The following is a 13,584-nucleotide window of genomic DNA, read 5'->3' on the forward strand; positions in this document are numbered from 1 at the left end:
ATGATGACGGCGTTCTTCTCTTCCGAGTTCTTTGCAAACTATCGCCGAAACGGATCTGCCATCGCGGGCAGTATCATCCTGGTGTTCTTTGCAATCATCGTCCTGGCGGGTCCGCTGCTGGTCTCCCAGGACCCCTACGACATTGCGTCTCTCGACCTGATGGACAGCTACAAGCCTCCTGCATGGCTGGAGGGAGGTGACCCGCGCTTTCTCCTCGGTACCGACGGGCAGGGGCGGGACGTTCTGGCCGCCATTTTCTACGGCACCAGAATTTCGGTCATGATCGGTGTGACCGCGATGGTGTGCTCGCTCCTGCTGGGCACCTTTGTTGGTCTGCTGGCAGGTTATTTCGGCGGCCGGATCGACGCGTTCATCATGCGCATCGCCGACATCCAGCTTTCCTTTCCCTCCATGCTAATCGCCCTTTTCCTGATGTCTGCTTTCGGAACCGGCATCGACAAGGTTCTGATTGCGCTGACGGCGGTCGGCTGGGTTGTCTACGCCCGAACCGTTCGCGGCCAGACCCTTTCCGAGGTGGGTCGCGAATACGTGCAGGCGGCCCGCGTGTCCGGCCTGCGGGACGGGAAAATCATCCGCCGGCATATCCTGCCGAACGTGACGACACCGCTGATTGTCGTGGCGACCGTTCAGGTGGGCACCTTCATTCTGATCGAGGCCAGTCTGTCGTTCCTCGGGGTCGGTGTGCCGATTACCCAACCCTCGCTCGGACTGCTGATCAAAAACGGCTTCGATGTCCTGTTTTCCGGACTCTGGTGGGTCTCCGTCTTTCCGGGGCTGTTCATCATGGCTCTTGTCTTCGGGATCAACCTGTTCGGCGATTTCCTGCGCGATGAACTCAATCCGAGGCTGAAGTGATGCAGTCCAAGTCAGAAAGCCTTCTGCAGGTCGAAGATCTGCGCACCCACTTCCATACATTCGCTGGAACCGTCAGGGCGGTGGACGGGGTCAGCTTCGAAATCGGCAAAGGCGAAATCATGGGTCTTGTCGGCGAATCCGGTGGTGGCAAATCGGTTGTCGGGTTTTCCGTGCTCGGCCTCATCGATCCGCCTGGCCGGATCGAGAGCGGCCGGATCTTGTTTGACGGAGAAGACATAGCGGGCGCTTCGGAAGACCGGCTACGCAAGATCAGGGGCAAGGAGATTGCCATGATCTTCCAGGACCCGATGACGTCGCTCAATCCGGTGCAGACCATCGGCCGGCAGATGGACGAGATGCTGCGTCTGCATACCGATCTCGACAAGAAGGCGCGGCGCGCACGCTGCATCCAGATGCTCGAAGATGTCGGTATCAGCCAGGCGGCCGACCGCCTGTCCTCTTATCCGCATCAGTTTTCCGGCGGCATGCGCCAACGTGTGGTGATTGCCATCGCCATGCTGGCCGAACCGCGCCTGATCGTGGCCGATGAACCGACGACGGCGCTCGACGTGACCATCCAGGCGCAGATCCTGAAGCTGATCAACAGGCAGGTGCGCGAGCATGGCGCGTCCATGGTTCTTGTGACCCATGATCTGGCCGTTGTCGCGGAAATGGCGGACCACGTGACCGTGCTCTATTGCGGCAAGGTGGTGGAGCGCGGCCCGACGCGCGAGGTCATCGACGACCCGCGTCATCCCTATACGGCCGGGCTGATTGCCTCGATCCCGGATCCGTCCGAACGCAAACATCGCCTGGATCAGATCCCCGGCGCGGTGCCCGACATTCGCAAGCTGCCGAAGGGCTGCAATTTCCAGGCCCGTTGTCCAAGAGCCCAGGCGCTGTGCTCCGAGGTCGAGCCCGCATTGTCCCGGCAGGGCGAGGGGCGTCTGGCGGCCTGCCATTTTCCCGTTGAAGGAGACCCGGCATGACGGCGATGCTTGAAGTCGATAAACTCGAACAGCGGTTCAATATCGGCGGTGGTTTCCTGGATCGGCTGAAATTCGAAAAGGGCCGTCTGCGCGCGCCCAGGCGTGTCGTGCGGGCCGTCAACGGTGTTTCCTTCAAGGTCAAGGAAGGCGAGGTGCTTGCGCTTGTGGGCGAGTCAGGATGCGGCAAGTCGACGGTCGCCAAAACCATTGCGCGGATCCACAATCCCACGGGCGGCAGCGTCCGCATTCAAGGTGAGGAAATACAGGACCTGACACCGCGGCAGCTGCTTCCGGTTCGATCCAAGATGCAGATGATCTTTCAGGATCCCTATGCCTCCTTGAACCCGCGCCAGAAGGTGCGTGACATTGTGGCGGAACCGCTGGCCGAACAGACGGGTAGTTGGTCGCAGGCACATGAGAAGACCGAAGCCCTGCTAGCGCGTGTCGGCCTGAGTGCCGAGCAGGGCGGACGGTATCCGCACCAGTTTTCCGGTGGCCAGCGTCAGCGCATCGGCATCGCTCGGGCGCTGTCGGTCAATCCCAAGCTGATCATCGCGGATGAGCCGGTCTCGGCCCTTGATGTGTCGATCCAGGCGCAGATCCTCAACCTGATGATGGATCTGCGAGACGAATTCGGTCTTGCGTATCTCTTCATCAGCCATGACCTCAGCGTTGTGCATCACATCGCCGACAGGGTTGCGGTCATGTATCTGGGCTCGATCGTCGAAACCGCGCCACGCGACAGGATCTTCGCCAAACCGCGCCATCCTTATACGCGCGCGCTGCTGTCAGCTGCGCCCTCTCTCGACCCAAAGAAAAAGCCGAAGCAGCTTGAGCTGAGCGGCGAAGTTCCCTCGGCGCTGAACCTGCCGTCGGGATGCTGTTTTCACACCAGATGTCCATTCGCCTGGGAGCGCTGTGCGGCTGAGCGTCCAGTGTTGCAGGACACAGGAGGCGGCCAGGAGGTTGCTTGCCATCTCTTGGACGAGCCTCAGCGGGAGATCGCATGAGCATTCGTATTCTTCAGCCGCGCATCATGCTCGGTGATCCGCATGACTGTACCGACGCAGCCGATGAATTGTGCGTGCAGGGCGCGATCTACGACACGTTGATACGCAGAGAGGGGACGCGTTTCGTCCCCGCGCTCGCCGAGGCCTGGACCGTTGCAGACGAAGGGCGAACCTGGCGTTTTTCCATTCGCCCGGGGGTGGTTTTTCACGACGGGTCACCCTGCGATGCGAAGGCCCTTCAGGCTTCTCTGGAACGGATGGCTCGGGCGGACAAGGGCTACACCCTCGGCTCTCCCGCTGTCTGGAGGCAATATCTCGGCGGGGCAGACTATCAGTCCGACGGCCTTGATCTGACCATCCATCTGGCTGAACCGATGGCCGATTTCGCAGACGTGCTGGTGCAGGGTTTGATCGTTGCTCCAAGTGCCTTCGAGGCTCTGGATAAGGGTGAGGCGATGGCACATTGCGGCACCGGCCCGTACAAGTTGGTGGCGCGAGACGACGACAGTATTCAGGTATCCGCATCCGGTGTTGCGCACTGGCCGCGCCCGGCCAACAACGAACTGACATGGGTGCGCGAACCGGATGCAGGAAAGCGCCTGTGCGCGGTTGCCGAAGGTCACGCCCAGGTCGCGGCCAACGTCGATCCAGCGGCGGTGACAACGCCAGACATGACGGTGCTGCGGTACCGTGCACCTGTCGCAATCATCTATCTTCTGAACGCGGCGAAAGGGCCGCTTCGCGATGCCCGGGTCCGCAAGGCGCTGACACTCGCCGTGGACCGGGAGGCCATTGTCCGAGACGTGCTCGACGGCAAAGGCGAACCGCTGTGTGGGTTTGTCAGCCCTGCCCATTTTGGTGCCGGCGTAGGAGCCGAAAACGGGGACGGTATTTCCTATGATCCGGAGGCAGCCCGGCAGCTTCTTGCAGAGGCGGGGCATGCCGGTGGCCTGACCCTTGACGTCGATTGCCCGACCCGGCTTCCCGATGAAGCGGAGCGCTTGACAGAGGTGCTTGCCCGCCAACTGGCTTTGGTTGGCGTGACGTTAAAGGTGCATATTCACGAAGAACGCGAAGAATACGCCCATATGGTGCGCCGAAAGGACATACGGGATCTTTGCGTCTTCGACTCCAGTCCGATGTCAACGTTCCGGGTTCTTTTCGAAAAGATCGACAGCCGGGTCGCCGGAGCATGGTGGCAAGGGTATCGCAACGAGAACGTTGAAGCCTTGATCGACAAAGGCCGGAGAACTGTCGACACGCAGGAGCGCGAGGCGCTTTACCGCGACTCCTATCACTTGCTGCAGCAGGATCCGCCCTGGCTGACGCTCTACAATCCCATGCGAGCCATTGCTTTTGCCGGAGATCATCCCGGGGTTTCCATGCCTGTTGACGGGGTGCCGGACATGCGTGGCCTGCCCAAATTCGAAGGGACACAAAATGGCTGATCTCCTGATCGTCGGCGGCACCATCATCCCCATGGATCCGGACCGCCGCATCATCGAAGATGGTGCGATTGCGATTGAAGACGGCCGGATACTGGCGGTTGGCCCATCGTCTGAAATCCTTAAGGATCATGATGCGCCTCGGCGAATTGACGGCACCGGCAAGGCCATCATTCCGGGTCTTGTCGACGTTCACGCCCATGCCGGGCATGCGCTTATCAAGACCATGTTCATGCATGACGGCGACGCGTGGGAAGCGCTCTGCGGTGAAGTCTATACCACCGGTTCGACACCGGAATTCTGGAAGGCGGAAGCAAGCCTTGCCGCATTGGAGCGCATCAGGTTCGGCGTGACCTGCGGTGTGTCGCTGCTTGGCGGCGGCGACACCATCATGCGCACGGACGATCCCGTTTACGGCGATGCGCATATGGACGGGGTGCGGGCCCTTGGCGGACGCACAGTCATGGCGGTGGGCCCAACGCGCGCGCCGCATCCGCGGACCTATGCCGATGGCGGTAAATCTCCACGCAAGGTCGACTTCCAAACCCAGCTCTCCACATGCCTGGATCTTCTTGGACGCTGGCACGGCCAGGACGAAGGCCGTCTGAATATTGCTCTGCTCTATCCGGTGCTGCGTGACGAGCATGAAGACACCATGTCCGCAAACGACTATGACGCGGCCTGTACCCAGGCGCGCCGTCTTGCGGAGGAAGCGCGGGCTGCGCAAGTGGTGTTTACCCAGGATGGCCACCAGGGCGGGTCTATTCGCAGGGCAGAAAAGCTGGGCCTTCTGGGGCCGAACGCGCTTCTGTCCCATGCCATCAATCTGCATGATGACGAAATCGATATCTGTGCGCAGACCGGCACAAGGATCGCCCACAATCCATCCGCGGTTGCTTCGATCAACGGCTATTGTCCGGCAATCGAGCTGATGGACAGGGGCGTAACGGTTGCGCTCGGTTCGGACGCAACGGCGCCGGACAGGTCGGTCGACATGTTCCGCCACATGCAGCAGGCCATGCATTATCACCGCCGGCACTATCGCAACCCGGGGATATTGCCACCGGGCCGGACGCTGGAGATGGCGACCATCGAGGGAGCGCGCGCACTTGGCATGGACCGGACCATCGGCTCGCTTGAGCCGGACAAAGACGCGGATATCGTTCTGGTCGACATGATGCGACCCCACCTTTATCCACCCAACATGACGGCGCACCGCCTGGTCTGTTTCGCCAACGGCAACGATGTCGATACGGTTCTGGTTCGCGGGGATGTTGTTCTGGAAGGCGGCAAGGCAAAGAAGGCCAGCGAAGAGGCTATCCTGCGGGAGGCCGCACTGGAGAGCGAACGCATGATCGAGCGGACGGGTAGCGCGGCTGGCCTGGAGGTGCCTGAAAACTTCTGGAACGCACAGCGGTACGGGAGCCGCGCATGAGCGTTACCGTTATCCGCCGCGCGTCCTGGGTCATCCACTGGGAGGGCGGTAGGCATGTTTATTCGCGCGACATCGATGTGGCCTTCGATCACGACGGCATTTTGCATGTGGGACCGGATTGGCAGGGCCAGGCCGATCAGGAGGTAGACGGGCGAAACTGGCTGGTCATGCCCGGTCTGGTGAACATCCATTGCCATTCCGGAGATGAACCGCTTGCAAAGGGCCTGTTCGACGATGTCGGCACGCCCGAACTCTGGGGCAACGCGCTTTACGAGTTTTCGACACTGATCGACTCCGATGCGGATGCCAAAGCAGCCTGCCAAACCCTGATGCTGTCGGAGTTGCTGAAGTCCGGTGTCACCTCGTGTCTGGACATTGCAGGCGACCACGAACACTGGCTGGGTGTCGCTACGCAAAGTGGCATGCGGGTCTGGCTTGCCCCCGGTTTCCGACAGGCCAGATGGCGGCTCAGCCCGCAAAAGGCTCTTGAATACGACTGGAACGAGGCTGCGGGCGAAGCGGCAAGAGAAGCAGCCTTATCGGTTCTCGACCGGGTTGCCGCCGACACGACAGGTCGGCTGACCGGGGTGGTTGCCCCCTCCCAGATCGATACCTGCCATCCCGATTTTCTAGCCGCTGCACTGGATGACGCAAGATCGCGCAAGGTGCCGATGACCGTTCATGCGGCGCAGACCATGGCGGAAGTGACCGAACTTCATCGCCGGCACGGCAAGGGCGCGGTCGCGCTGTTGAAGGACATCGGCGTTCTCGGGCCGGAGGTGATCCTGGGGCACGGCATTTGCCTGGATCACCATCCGTTGACGCGCGAGCGAACGGCCATGGACCTCGAAACACTGGCAACGAGCGGGACGAATGTCGCCCATTGTCCGGTGACCTTCGCCCGGTCCGGCCAGGGCATGGAGAGCCTCGGTCGCTACCTGCGCGCGGGCGTTAACGTCGGCATCGGGACGGACACCATTCCCTTCAACATGCTGGAGGAGATGCGTGAAGCGATTGTCCAGTCCCGTTGCCGGTCGGGGGATTTTGCCGACATCGACACGGCGGCAATCTTTCATGCGGCGACCGTTCGCGGCGCGCAGGCATTGGGGCGGCCTGATCTTGGTCGGCTGTTCCCCGGTGCCCGGTCCGATGTGGTCTGCGTGGATCTGACCGCGCCATCGATGCGTCCCGTGCACGATCCTCTGCGCAGCCTGATCTATGCGGCCGCCGAACGGGCTGTTCGCGATGTCTGGGTTGCCGGGCGCAAGGTGCTGGCAGAAGGCAAGGCGCTGGGGCTTGATACGGACGGAGCTCTTGCAGAAATCGATGCCGCCCAGGCGCGGGCCATCAAGGTTGCGGAAAGCGCGCGTGGTCAGGCGTTCAGCGTCATCGCACCGCGCAGTCTGGAGATGCCGGAATGACCATACACATCATCAATCCGAACAGCTCGGCGCATGTGACGGCCCATATGGCGGAAGCGATTGCGCCGATCGCGGCAATGTCGCCGGTCGCGCTGGCCTGCCACACTCTGAGCGATGGCCCGCCAGGCATTGAAACGCAGGCCCATGTCGACGGTGTGATCCAGCCGCTTCTGGCCTTTTCGGACACGCTCAAGGACGAGGCCTCTGCCTTCGTCGTTGCCTGCTTTTCCGATCCGGGCCTTGCCGCGATGCGAGAAGCCCATGACGTGCCGGTGCTTGGTATCGCCGAAAGCGCCTACATGCAGGCAATGCTGATGGGCCAGCGTTTCGGCATTCTGTCGCTCGGCAGGGCGTCCATCCAAAGACATATCCGTTACCTGGGCGCCCTGGGGATTTCAGACCGGCTGGCTGCGGATCTGCCGCTTGGGCTGGGCGTGCTGGAACTGGCCGATGAAGAGCGGACGCTGGAGCGGCTGGGCGAAGTCGGCACCACCCTGCGCGACCGGTTCGGGGCGGATGTTCTCATCACCGGTTGCGCGGGCATGGCGCAATACCGGGCACGACTGGAAAACATGACGGGCCTGCCAGTCGTCGATCCGTGTCAGGCCGCGGCTGCCGCTGCCATCGGCCAGGTGATGCTTTCGGCCTGCAACAATAAAAGGGAGAAACGGGTATGACCCGACTGACGGAAGAGGCGCGGGGCGTCTATGTGATTGCCGTGACGCCGTTTGCGGAAGACGGCGCGCTGGACCTGCAAAGCATCGACAAAATGGTGGACTTCTATCTTGAGGCCGGCGCCACTGGTCTGACAGCGCTTGGCATGATGGGCGAGGCGCCCAAGCTCACAGGCGCGGAATCCCTTCAGGTCGTCAAGCGGATCCTGGCGCGGCTGGGTGGCCGCATACCGATGGTCGTCGGTGTGTCAGCACCCGGCTTTGCACAGATGGCCGAACTCACCAGGGCTTCCATGGATCTTGGCGCAGGCGGTGTCATGATCGCCCCGCCGGGCAGCCTCAAGACCGACGAGCAAGTCGTCAATTATTATCGGCAGGCGGCAGAGTTCATCGGCAACGTACCTTTCGTGCTTCAGGATTTCCCGCTTGCGACCGGCGTTCACATTCCCGTTTCGGCAATTGCCAGGATTGTGGAAGAGGTGCCGACCTGCGTCTGCCTGAAGCACGAAGACTGGCCGGGGCTGGAAAAAATCACCGCCCTGCGCGCAGCGGGGACGTTGAATCGCCGGATTTCAATCCTGTGTGGCAATGGCGGAGTGTTTCTGCCGGAAGAAATGGATCGGGGCGCTGATGGCGCAATGACCGGTTTCTGCTATCCGGAAATGATGCGCGATATCGTCCACCACTGTTCGAAGGGCGAGGGCGACCGTGCGCGCGATCTCTTCAATGCCTATCTGCCCCTGGCCCGCTATGAACAGCAGCCCGGGCTTGGGTTGGCCGTGCGCAAATACGTGCTGGCCAAACGCGGCGTGATTGCCAGTGCCGCATTGCGGCGGCCGGGCGCAGGCCTGACACAGGCGGCGCAACGGGAAGTGGATATGCTGCTTGCGCGGCAGGAACAACGTTTGAAGGAGCTTGACTGATGGATCTGGGGATCAAGGGAAAACGCGCGCTGGCGCTCGGGGCAAGCCGCGGCCTTGGCGCTGCAATTGCCAAAAGCCTTGCAGCGGAGGGAGCCGAGGTCATCGCGGCAGCGCGCAATGAAGGTGCAATTGCCGATTGGGCGAAGGACGCCGAAGGTTCGATTACCGCCCGGAAACTCGATGTGTCGGATGCGGATGCTATTGACCGGTTTCTCGATACGCTTCTGGCGGAAGGCCCCATCGACATTCTGGTCAATAATGCCGGCGGACCGCCTCCCGGGAAGGCGACGGATCCGGCAAGGAGCGACTGGACGGCGCATTTCGAAACCATGGTGGCCAACCTGATCCATATCGCCAACCGCTGCCTGCCGGGCATGGAAAAGGCGGGCTGGGGACGGATCGTGACAATCTCGTCTTCCGGCGTTGAACAGCCGATCCCCAATCTGGCGCTTTCCAATGGTTTGAGGGCCGCTCTGGTCGGGTGGTCGAAGACGCTTTCAAGCGAAGTCGCATCCAAGGGCATCACGGTCAACATTGCAATGCCGGGCCGTATCCACACGGCACGTGTAGACGAGCTGGACGCAGCCGCCGCCAAACGTCTCGGCAAACCGGTGGATGAGGTTGCGGCACAGTCTGCTGCCGGAATTCCTGCTGGCCGCTATGGCCGCCCGGACGAATTCGCCGACGTCGTGACCTTCCTGTGCTCGGCGCGCGCGTCCTATGTTACCGGAAGCAAGATCCGCATAGACGGTGGCAGCATCCGGTCAATATAGGCGTCAGCCCCTTAAAATGAGTATGCAAATCAGTTGAAGTCTGTTTCAAGCTCCAAAGCAGGAGTCTGGTCATGTCCGACGGTTGGTTCTGTCGCGAAGATTTGCCCAGAACGAGAAGCGGCCATTGCATTTCTCGGATCAGACGGCGAAGTTCGCAAAGACCGCTAATCGTAACCCGCAAATATTTTTGCGACAGAAACGTGTCGAAGATCTCCGATCAGTGGTCCAATGAATGATTGGAATTGATGCCTACGGACGGCTTCATATCGATGATCAGTGGCTGGGAAGAACACCGCCAAAGGCGGAGGATCTCAGCCACATCCGGACTGCTTCCAACTTGCTTTAATCCGGCCAAGCATGGCACTGCGGTGCGCGTTGGTTAGGGACATTCAAGAGAGGGAAGAAGATACTCTTTTCGCTCATGTCGAAGATTACTCGGCAAATCGGCAAGGCATCCCGTCCGAGCAAGGGCCTGATGGTCGTACGGGTAAGGCCGCGGACGCGAGTGATATCCCTCAAGAGTGAACGAGCATCAAACGCCGGTTGGCGATCGGCTCGGGAACCGATTGCCGCACCGGCATACACCTGGCGCGTGAGGCGCATCTCAGGACGATCTTTCGCGATTTTCGGTTTTCTGAATTCAAGGCAAGAGCAATCTTTGACAAGGCCATGGTCGCACCGGAGCGTGTCGGGCTGATATCTATGCTGTGCCGGGGGGTGGACGAGCCGCTGGCCGAGGAGGGGCTGTACGACTTTGCCTCGGTGCAGGCGGGGGAATTTGATAATCAATTCGCAAGTGCTGTTAAGTGCAGAAGACTATAAACTTAATCAGAAATAGGTGCCCCATGAAGAAGGTTTTATTACTTGGTTTTTTGATTTGCATGACTTGGACTAGCCCTACGCTTGCTTGCACCGTGAACGGGAAAGATTGGGCCGGTGCAGTCAACGGGGTACTGGAGGCCTTCAAGAATGGGAAATATCAAGACGTCAAAGAAATCATCAAAGAGAATATTAGAGTTGAAAATGGCCAAGAATTTCAAAAATTGGTATCGGATCTAGAGGAATACGAGCCAGATGGATTTGATAAGTGCAGAATATTCATGAGAGAAGAGCGGCCTCCAATAGTTGAAAATTTATTTTTCAATTTATGGGAACAGATGGCAACGGAATTTTTGCCTATTTACTTGTTGTTGACGGAGGACGTGAATTTAAGAGTGGAATTCAAATTCTTCGCGTTTCTACAGACATTGAAGATATTTTGAAGATTTGGAGTAATTCATAATGGGTGAGCAAAGGATAACTTTTACTGCAGCAATATCAAATGGCACCGCAAAAACGGCTCTCGACAAATCACTCGGAGGACTAGGGGCCGAAGTATCGGATAAGTGGCTGGGAGAACACCGCCAAAGGCGGAGGCTTCTCAGCCACATTCGGACGGCGTCCAATATGCTTTAGTCTGGCCAAGAGTGACACCGCGACGGGATTGCGCCTGGCAAGACTTGATAGGTGGCCGGTCAATCAAGCCGGCTGGCTGACAACGGTTTGTCGCTGTGTCCCAAGGCCGGAGATGCTTAGATCGACAACGTCACCAAGCTTGAGAAACTGCGGCGGATCGAGTCCAAGGCCTACGCCTTCCGGCGTTCCAGTGGCAATGACATCACCGGGCATCAGACGCATGAAATTGGACATGTAGGAGATGATTTTCGCCACTGTGAAAATCATGTCGTCGGTTGAGCTGTCCTGGCGTATCACTCCGTTCACCGAGAGCGTCAATCGAAGGTCCTGCGGATCCCGGATCTCGTCCCGTGTAACCAGCCAGGGACCAATCGGGCCAAAGTTTGGTGCGGATTTGCCTTTGATCCACTGGCCACCGCGCTCGATCTGATAGGACCGCTCACTGACGTCGTTGATGAGGCAATAGCCGGCGACCATTTCCAGCGCGTCCTGCTCTGGAACGTATTGGCATTCGCTGCCGATCACGACACCCAGTTCGACTTCCCAGTCGGTTTTTTCCGATCCCTTCGGCAAAATGATCGGATCGTTCGGACCGCTGATGCATGAGGTGGATTTGGAAAACAGCACAGGTTCGGAGGGATTTGGATTACCTGTTTCCTTTGCGTGCCGGGCATAGTTCAGCCCTACTGCGTAGAAATTCCGGACACCCCCCACACAAGCGCCAAGGCGCACGTCCGGATCCACGACCGGCAGCTTTGCAGTGTCCAGGGCACCCAGGGCAGCAAGGGTGTTTTTTGTGAGTGTTTCGGGCGTCAGGTCGCTTATGTGCGCGGACAGGTCCCGAATGCGGCCTCCGGCATCAACACAGCCAGGTTTTTCCTGGCCCAACGGGCCAAAGCGAAGAAACTTCATGTGAAATCCTCGTGGTTCTGTTTCTTGGGGAATTTTTGTCAGGCAGAGAGCAGGATCATGTCTGCGGCCTTCTCGGCGATCATCACGACGGGTGATGCCGTGTTGCCGGAAACAATGCGCGGCATGATCGAAGCATCCACGACACGCAGTCCATCAATGCCCCGCACCCGCAGTTCCGGGTCGACGACGGTTTTGTCATCGACACCCATCCTGCAGGTTCCGACAGGATGAAAAATGGTTGTCCCGATGTCGCCCGCAGCACGTATGAGCGCCTCATCGGACCGGACGTCGGGGCCGGGCAGAGCTTCCTCCGGCTCGTATTTGTTCAAGGAAGGCATGGACAGCAACGCGCGTGCATGACGCAGGGATCTGAGTGCAACCGTCCTGTCACCAGGAGCGGACAGATAGCGCGGTGTTATTTTCGGTGGGCTTTCAGGGCTGTCGGAAGCGATATGCACAGTGCCGCGGCTTTCCGGCCGGAGATTGCAAACCGAAACGGTGACGGCCGGATAGGGATGCAGAGGCTCGCTGAGCCGGTCAGTCGACAGGGGTTGAATGTGATACTCCAGATCGGGCGTCGCCACGTCCGGACTGCTGCGGGTGAAAATGCCGAATTGGCTGGGCGCCATGGAAAGCGGGCCTGACCGCGACCAAAGATATTGGGCAGCCATCGACACTTTGCCTGAGAGCGAATTGACGACCTGGTTCAAGGTCCGGGCATTGCGGACTCGAAAAACCATGCGCAGTTGAAGGTGGTCCTGGAGGTTCTCACCGACGTCATCCAGGGCATGCACCACATCTATGCCGGCTTTCCTGATGACCTCCGGCCGGCCGATGCCTGACAGTTCAAGCAGCGCGGGAGAATGAACGGCCCCCGCCGAAAGAAGGACTTCTTTTCCGGCCGTGGATATAAGCTCCTGTCCTGCGCAACTGAAGGCAACGCCCGTGGCGCGGCGGCCGTCCAGGATGATCCGCTCGACTGTGGCGCCGGTCAAAAGCCGCAGATTGCCGCGTTTCAGCGCCGGTTTCAGGAAGCCCCGTGCCGAACTCCAGCGGCGGCCGCCTTTCTGGTTGACCTCGAAATAGCCTGCGCCTTCGTTGTCTCCTGCGTTGAAATCGGTCGTTCGGGGAATGCCCATTTCGCTTGCGGCACTCTGGAAATCATCCAGGAGGTCCCATCTCAACCGCTGCCGCGCGACCTTCCACTCTCCGCCCGCACCATGCAGCCTGCCATCCGCGTCCGGTCTGTCCTCGGACCGCACGAAGTAGGGCAGCACGTCCTGCCAGCTCCAGCCGGTGTTTCCCATCTGCGCCCAGCCGTCGTAGTCGGCTGCCTGACCGCGCATGTAGATCATGCCGTTGATGGAGCTGCATCCGCCGAGAACTTTCCCCCGCGGGTAGGCGAGGGACCTGCCGTTCAGCCCCGGATCGGCTTCCGTGCGAAGCATCCAGTCCGTGCGCGGATTGCCCATGCAGTAGAGATACCCGACCGGAACATGGATCCAGGGGTAGCTATCCTTGCCGCCCGCTTCCAGAAGCAGAACACTGTTGGCCGGATCTGCCGAAAGGCGATTGGCAAGCACGCATCCGGCCGTTCCGGCTCCTATGATGATGTAGTCGTATTCGCCGTCTAACCTGCGTCTCATGAGGTCGTCTCGATTGCCATTCTTG

General features: G+C 59.9%; 13 protein-coding genes. 11 read left to right on the forward strand and 2 right to left on the reverse strand.

What is annotated here, in order from left to right; genetic code table 11:
• Positions 1–3 precede the first annotated feature (3 nt).
• The 11 genes from FIV05_RS29010 (at position 4) to FIV05_RS29060 (ending at position 10,808) form a co-directional block, all read left to right on the forward strand.
• Positions 4–876, forward strand: coding sequence for an ABC transporter permease (locus tag FIV05_RS29010; RefSeq protein ID WP_055661077.1), 873 nt, complete (start codon positions 4–6; stop codon positions 874–876).
• On the forward strand, positions 876–1,865 hold the full coding sequence (locus FIV05_RS29015; RefSeq protein ID WP_152512129.1) for an ABC transporter ATP-binding protein: 990 nt from the start codon (positions 876–878) through the stop codon (positions 1,863–1,865). Before FIV05_RS29010 ends, FIV05_RS29015 begins: the two co-directional genes overlap by 1 nt.
• Entirely contained in the window at positions 1,862–2,875 is a 1,014-nt protein-coding gene (locus FIV05_RS29020) for a dipeptide ABC transporter ATP-binding protein (protein WP_152512128.1), read from the forward strand. Before FIV05_RS29015 ends, FIV05_RS29020 begins: the two co-directional genes overlap by 4 nt.
• Positions 2,872–4,323 carry an ABC transporter substrate-binding protein gene (locus FIV05_RS29025; protein WP_152512127.1) on the forward strand — a complete coding sequence of 484 codons (1,452 nt, stop codon included), beginning with the start codon at positions 2,872–2,874 and terminating at the stop codon, positions 4,321–4,323. Before FIV05_RS29020 ends, FIV05_RS29025 begins: the two co-directional genes overlap by 4 nt.
• Positions 4,316–5,755, forward strand: a complete 1,440-nt coding sequence (locus FIV05_RS29030; protein WP_152512126.1) for an amidohydrolase family protein — start codon at positions 4,316–4,318, stop codon at positions 5,753–5,755. Before FIV05_RS29025 ends, FIV05_RS29030 begins: the two co-directional genes overlap by 8 nt.
• On the forward strand, positions 5,752–7,176 hold the full coding sequence (locus FIV05_RS29035; protein ID WP_152512125.1) for an amidohydrolase family protein: 1,425 nt from the start codon (positions 5,752–5,754) through the stop codon (positions 7,174–7,176). Before FIV05_RS29030 ends, FIV05_RS29035 begins: the two co-directional genes overlap by 4 nt.
• Positions 7,173–7,853 carry an aspartate/glutamate racemase family protein gene (locus tag FIV05_RS29040; RefSeq protein ID WP_152512124.1) on the forward strand — a complete coding sequence of 227 codons (681 nt, stop codon included), beginning with the start codon at positions 7,173–7,175 and terminating at the stop codon, positions 7,851–7,853. Before FIV05_RS29035 ends, FIV05_RS29040 begins: the two co-directional genes overlap by 4 nt.
• The gene (locus FIV05_RS29045) at positions 7,850–8,773 is read left to right on the forward strand and encodes a dihydrodipicolinate synthase family protein (RefSeq protein WP_152512123.1); all 924 of its coding nucleotides are present in this window, start codon (positions 7,850–7,852) and stop codon (positions 8,771–8,773) included. Before FIV05_RS29040 ends, FIV05_RS29045 begins: the two co-directional genes overlap by 4 nt.
• Positions 8,773–9,546 (forward strand): SDR family oxidoreductase, encoded by a 774-nt coding sequence (locus FIV05_RS29050; RefSeq protein WP_152512122.1) that lies wholly within the window; start codon positions 8,773–8,775, stop codon positions 9,544–9,546. The genes FIV05_RS29045 and FIV05_RS29050 overlap by 1 nt, the downstream gene beginning before the upstream one ends.
• Positions 9,547–10,089: 543 nt before the next feature.
• A complete protein-coding gene (locus FIV05_RS29055; RefSeq protein ID WP_152512121.1) occupies positions 10,090–10,368 on the forward strand; it encodes a hypothetical protein in 279 nt (92 codons plus the stop codon).
• 23 nt (positions 10,369–10,391) lie between these two features.
• Complete coding sequence (locus FIV05_RS29060) at positions 10,392–10,808, forward strand: hypothetical protein (protein WP_152512120.1); 417 nt, start codon at positions 10,392–10,394, stop codon at positions 10,806–10,808.
• Between the two features lie 256 nt (positions 10,809–11,064).
• Here the strand turns inward: FIV05_RS29060 and FIV05_RS29065 are convergent, their stop codons facing one another.
• On the reverse strand, positions 11,065–11,913 hold the full coding sequence (locus FIV05_RS29065; RefSeq protein ID WP_152512119.1) for a fumarylacetoacetate hydrolase family protein: 849 nt from the start codon (positions 11,911–11,913) through the stop codon (positions 11,065–11,067).
• Between the two features lie 38 nt (positions 11,914–11,951).
• Positions 11,952–13,559 (reverse strand): GMC family oxidoreductase, encoded by a 1,608-nt coding sequence (locus tag FIV05_RS29070; RefSeq protein WP_152512118.1) that lies wholly within the window; start codon positions 13,557–13,559, stop codon positions 11,952–11,954.
• Positions 13,560–13,584 lie beyond the last annotated feature (25 nt).

Origin of the sequence: Labrenzia sp. THAF191a, assembly GCF_009363335.1 — a bacterium.
Taxonomy (GTDB): domain Bacteria; phylum Pseudomonadota; class Alphaproteobacteria; order Rhizobiales; family Stappiaceae; genus Roseibium; species Roseibium algicola.

Excerpts from the sequence above, each read along its gene's own strand:
- FIV05_RS29040 (WP_152512124.1), top strand. The coding sequence starts at position 7,173 with ATGACCATACACATCATCAATCCGAACAGCTCGGCGCATGTGACGGCC.
- FIV05_RS29060 (WP_152512120.1), top strand. The coding sequence starts at position 10,392 with ATGAAGAAGGTTTTATTACTTGGTTTTTTGATTTGCATGACTTGGACT.
- FIV05_RS29025 (WP_152512127.1), top strand. The coding sequence starts at position 2,872 with ATGAGCATTCGTATTCTTCAGCCGCGCATCATGCTCGGTGATCCGCAT.
- FIV05_RS29035 (WP_152512125.1), top strand. The coding sequence starts at position 5,752 with ATGAGCGTTACCGTTATCCGCCGCGCGTCCTGGGTCATCCACTGGGAG.
- FIV05_RS29010 (WP_055661077.1), top strand. The coding sequence starts at position 4 with ATGACGGCGTTCTTCTCTTCCGAGTTCTTTGCAAACTATCGCCGAAAC.
- FIV05_RS29030 (WP_152512126.1), top strand. The coding sequence starts at position 4,316 with ATGGCTGATCTCCTGATCGTCGGCGGCACCATCATCCCCATGGATCCG.
- FIV05_RS29065 (WP_152512119.1), bottom strand. The coding sequence starts at position 11,913 with ATGAAGTTTCTTCGCTTTGGCCCGTTGGGCCAGGAAAAACCTGGCTGT.
- FIV05_RS29020 (WP_152512128.1), top strand. The coding sequence starts at position 1,862 with ATGACGGCGATGCTTGAAGTCGATAAACTCGAACAGCGGTTCAATATC.
- FIV05_RS29050 (WP_152512122.1), top strand. The coding sequence starts at position 8,773 with ATGGATCTGGGGATCAAGGGAAAACGCGCGCTGGCGCTCGGGGCAAGC.
- FIV05_RS29045 (WP_152512123.1), top strand. The coding sequence starts at position 7,850 with ATGACCCGACTGACGGAAGAGGCGCGGGGCGTCTATGTGATTGCCGTG.
- FIV05_RS29070 (WP_152512118.1), bottom strand. The coding sequence starts at position 13,559 with ATGAGACGCAGGTTAGACGGCGAATACGACTACATCATCATAGGAGCC.
- FIV05_RS29015 (WP_152512129.1), top strand. The coding sequence starts at position 876 with ATGCAGTCCAAGTCAGAAAGCCTTCTGCAGGTCGAAGATCTGCGCACC.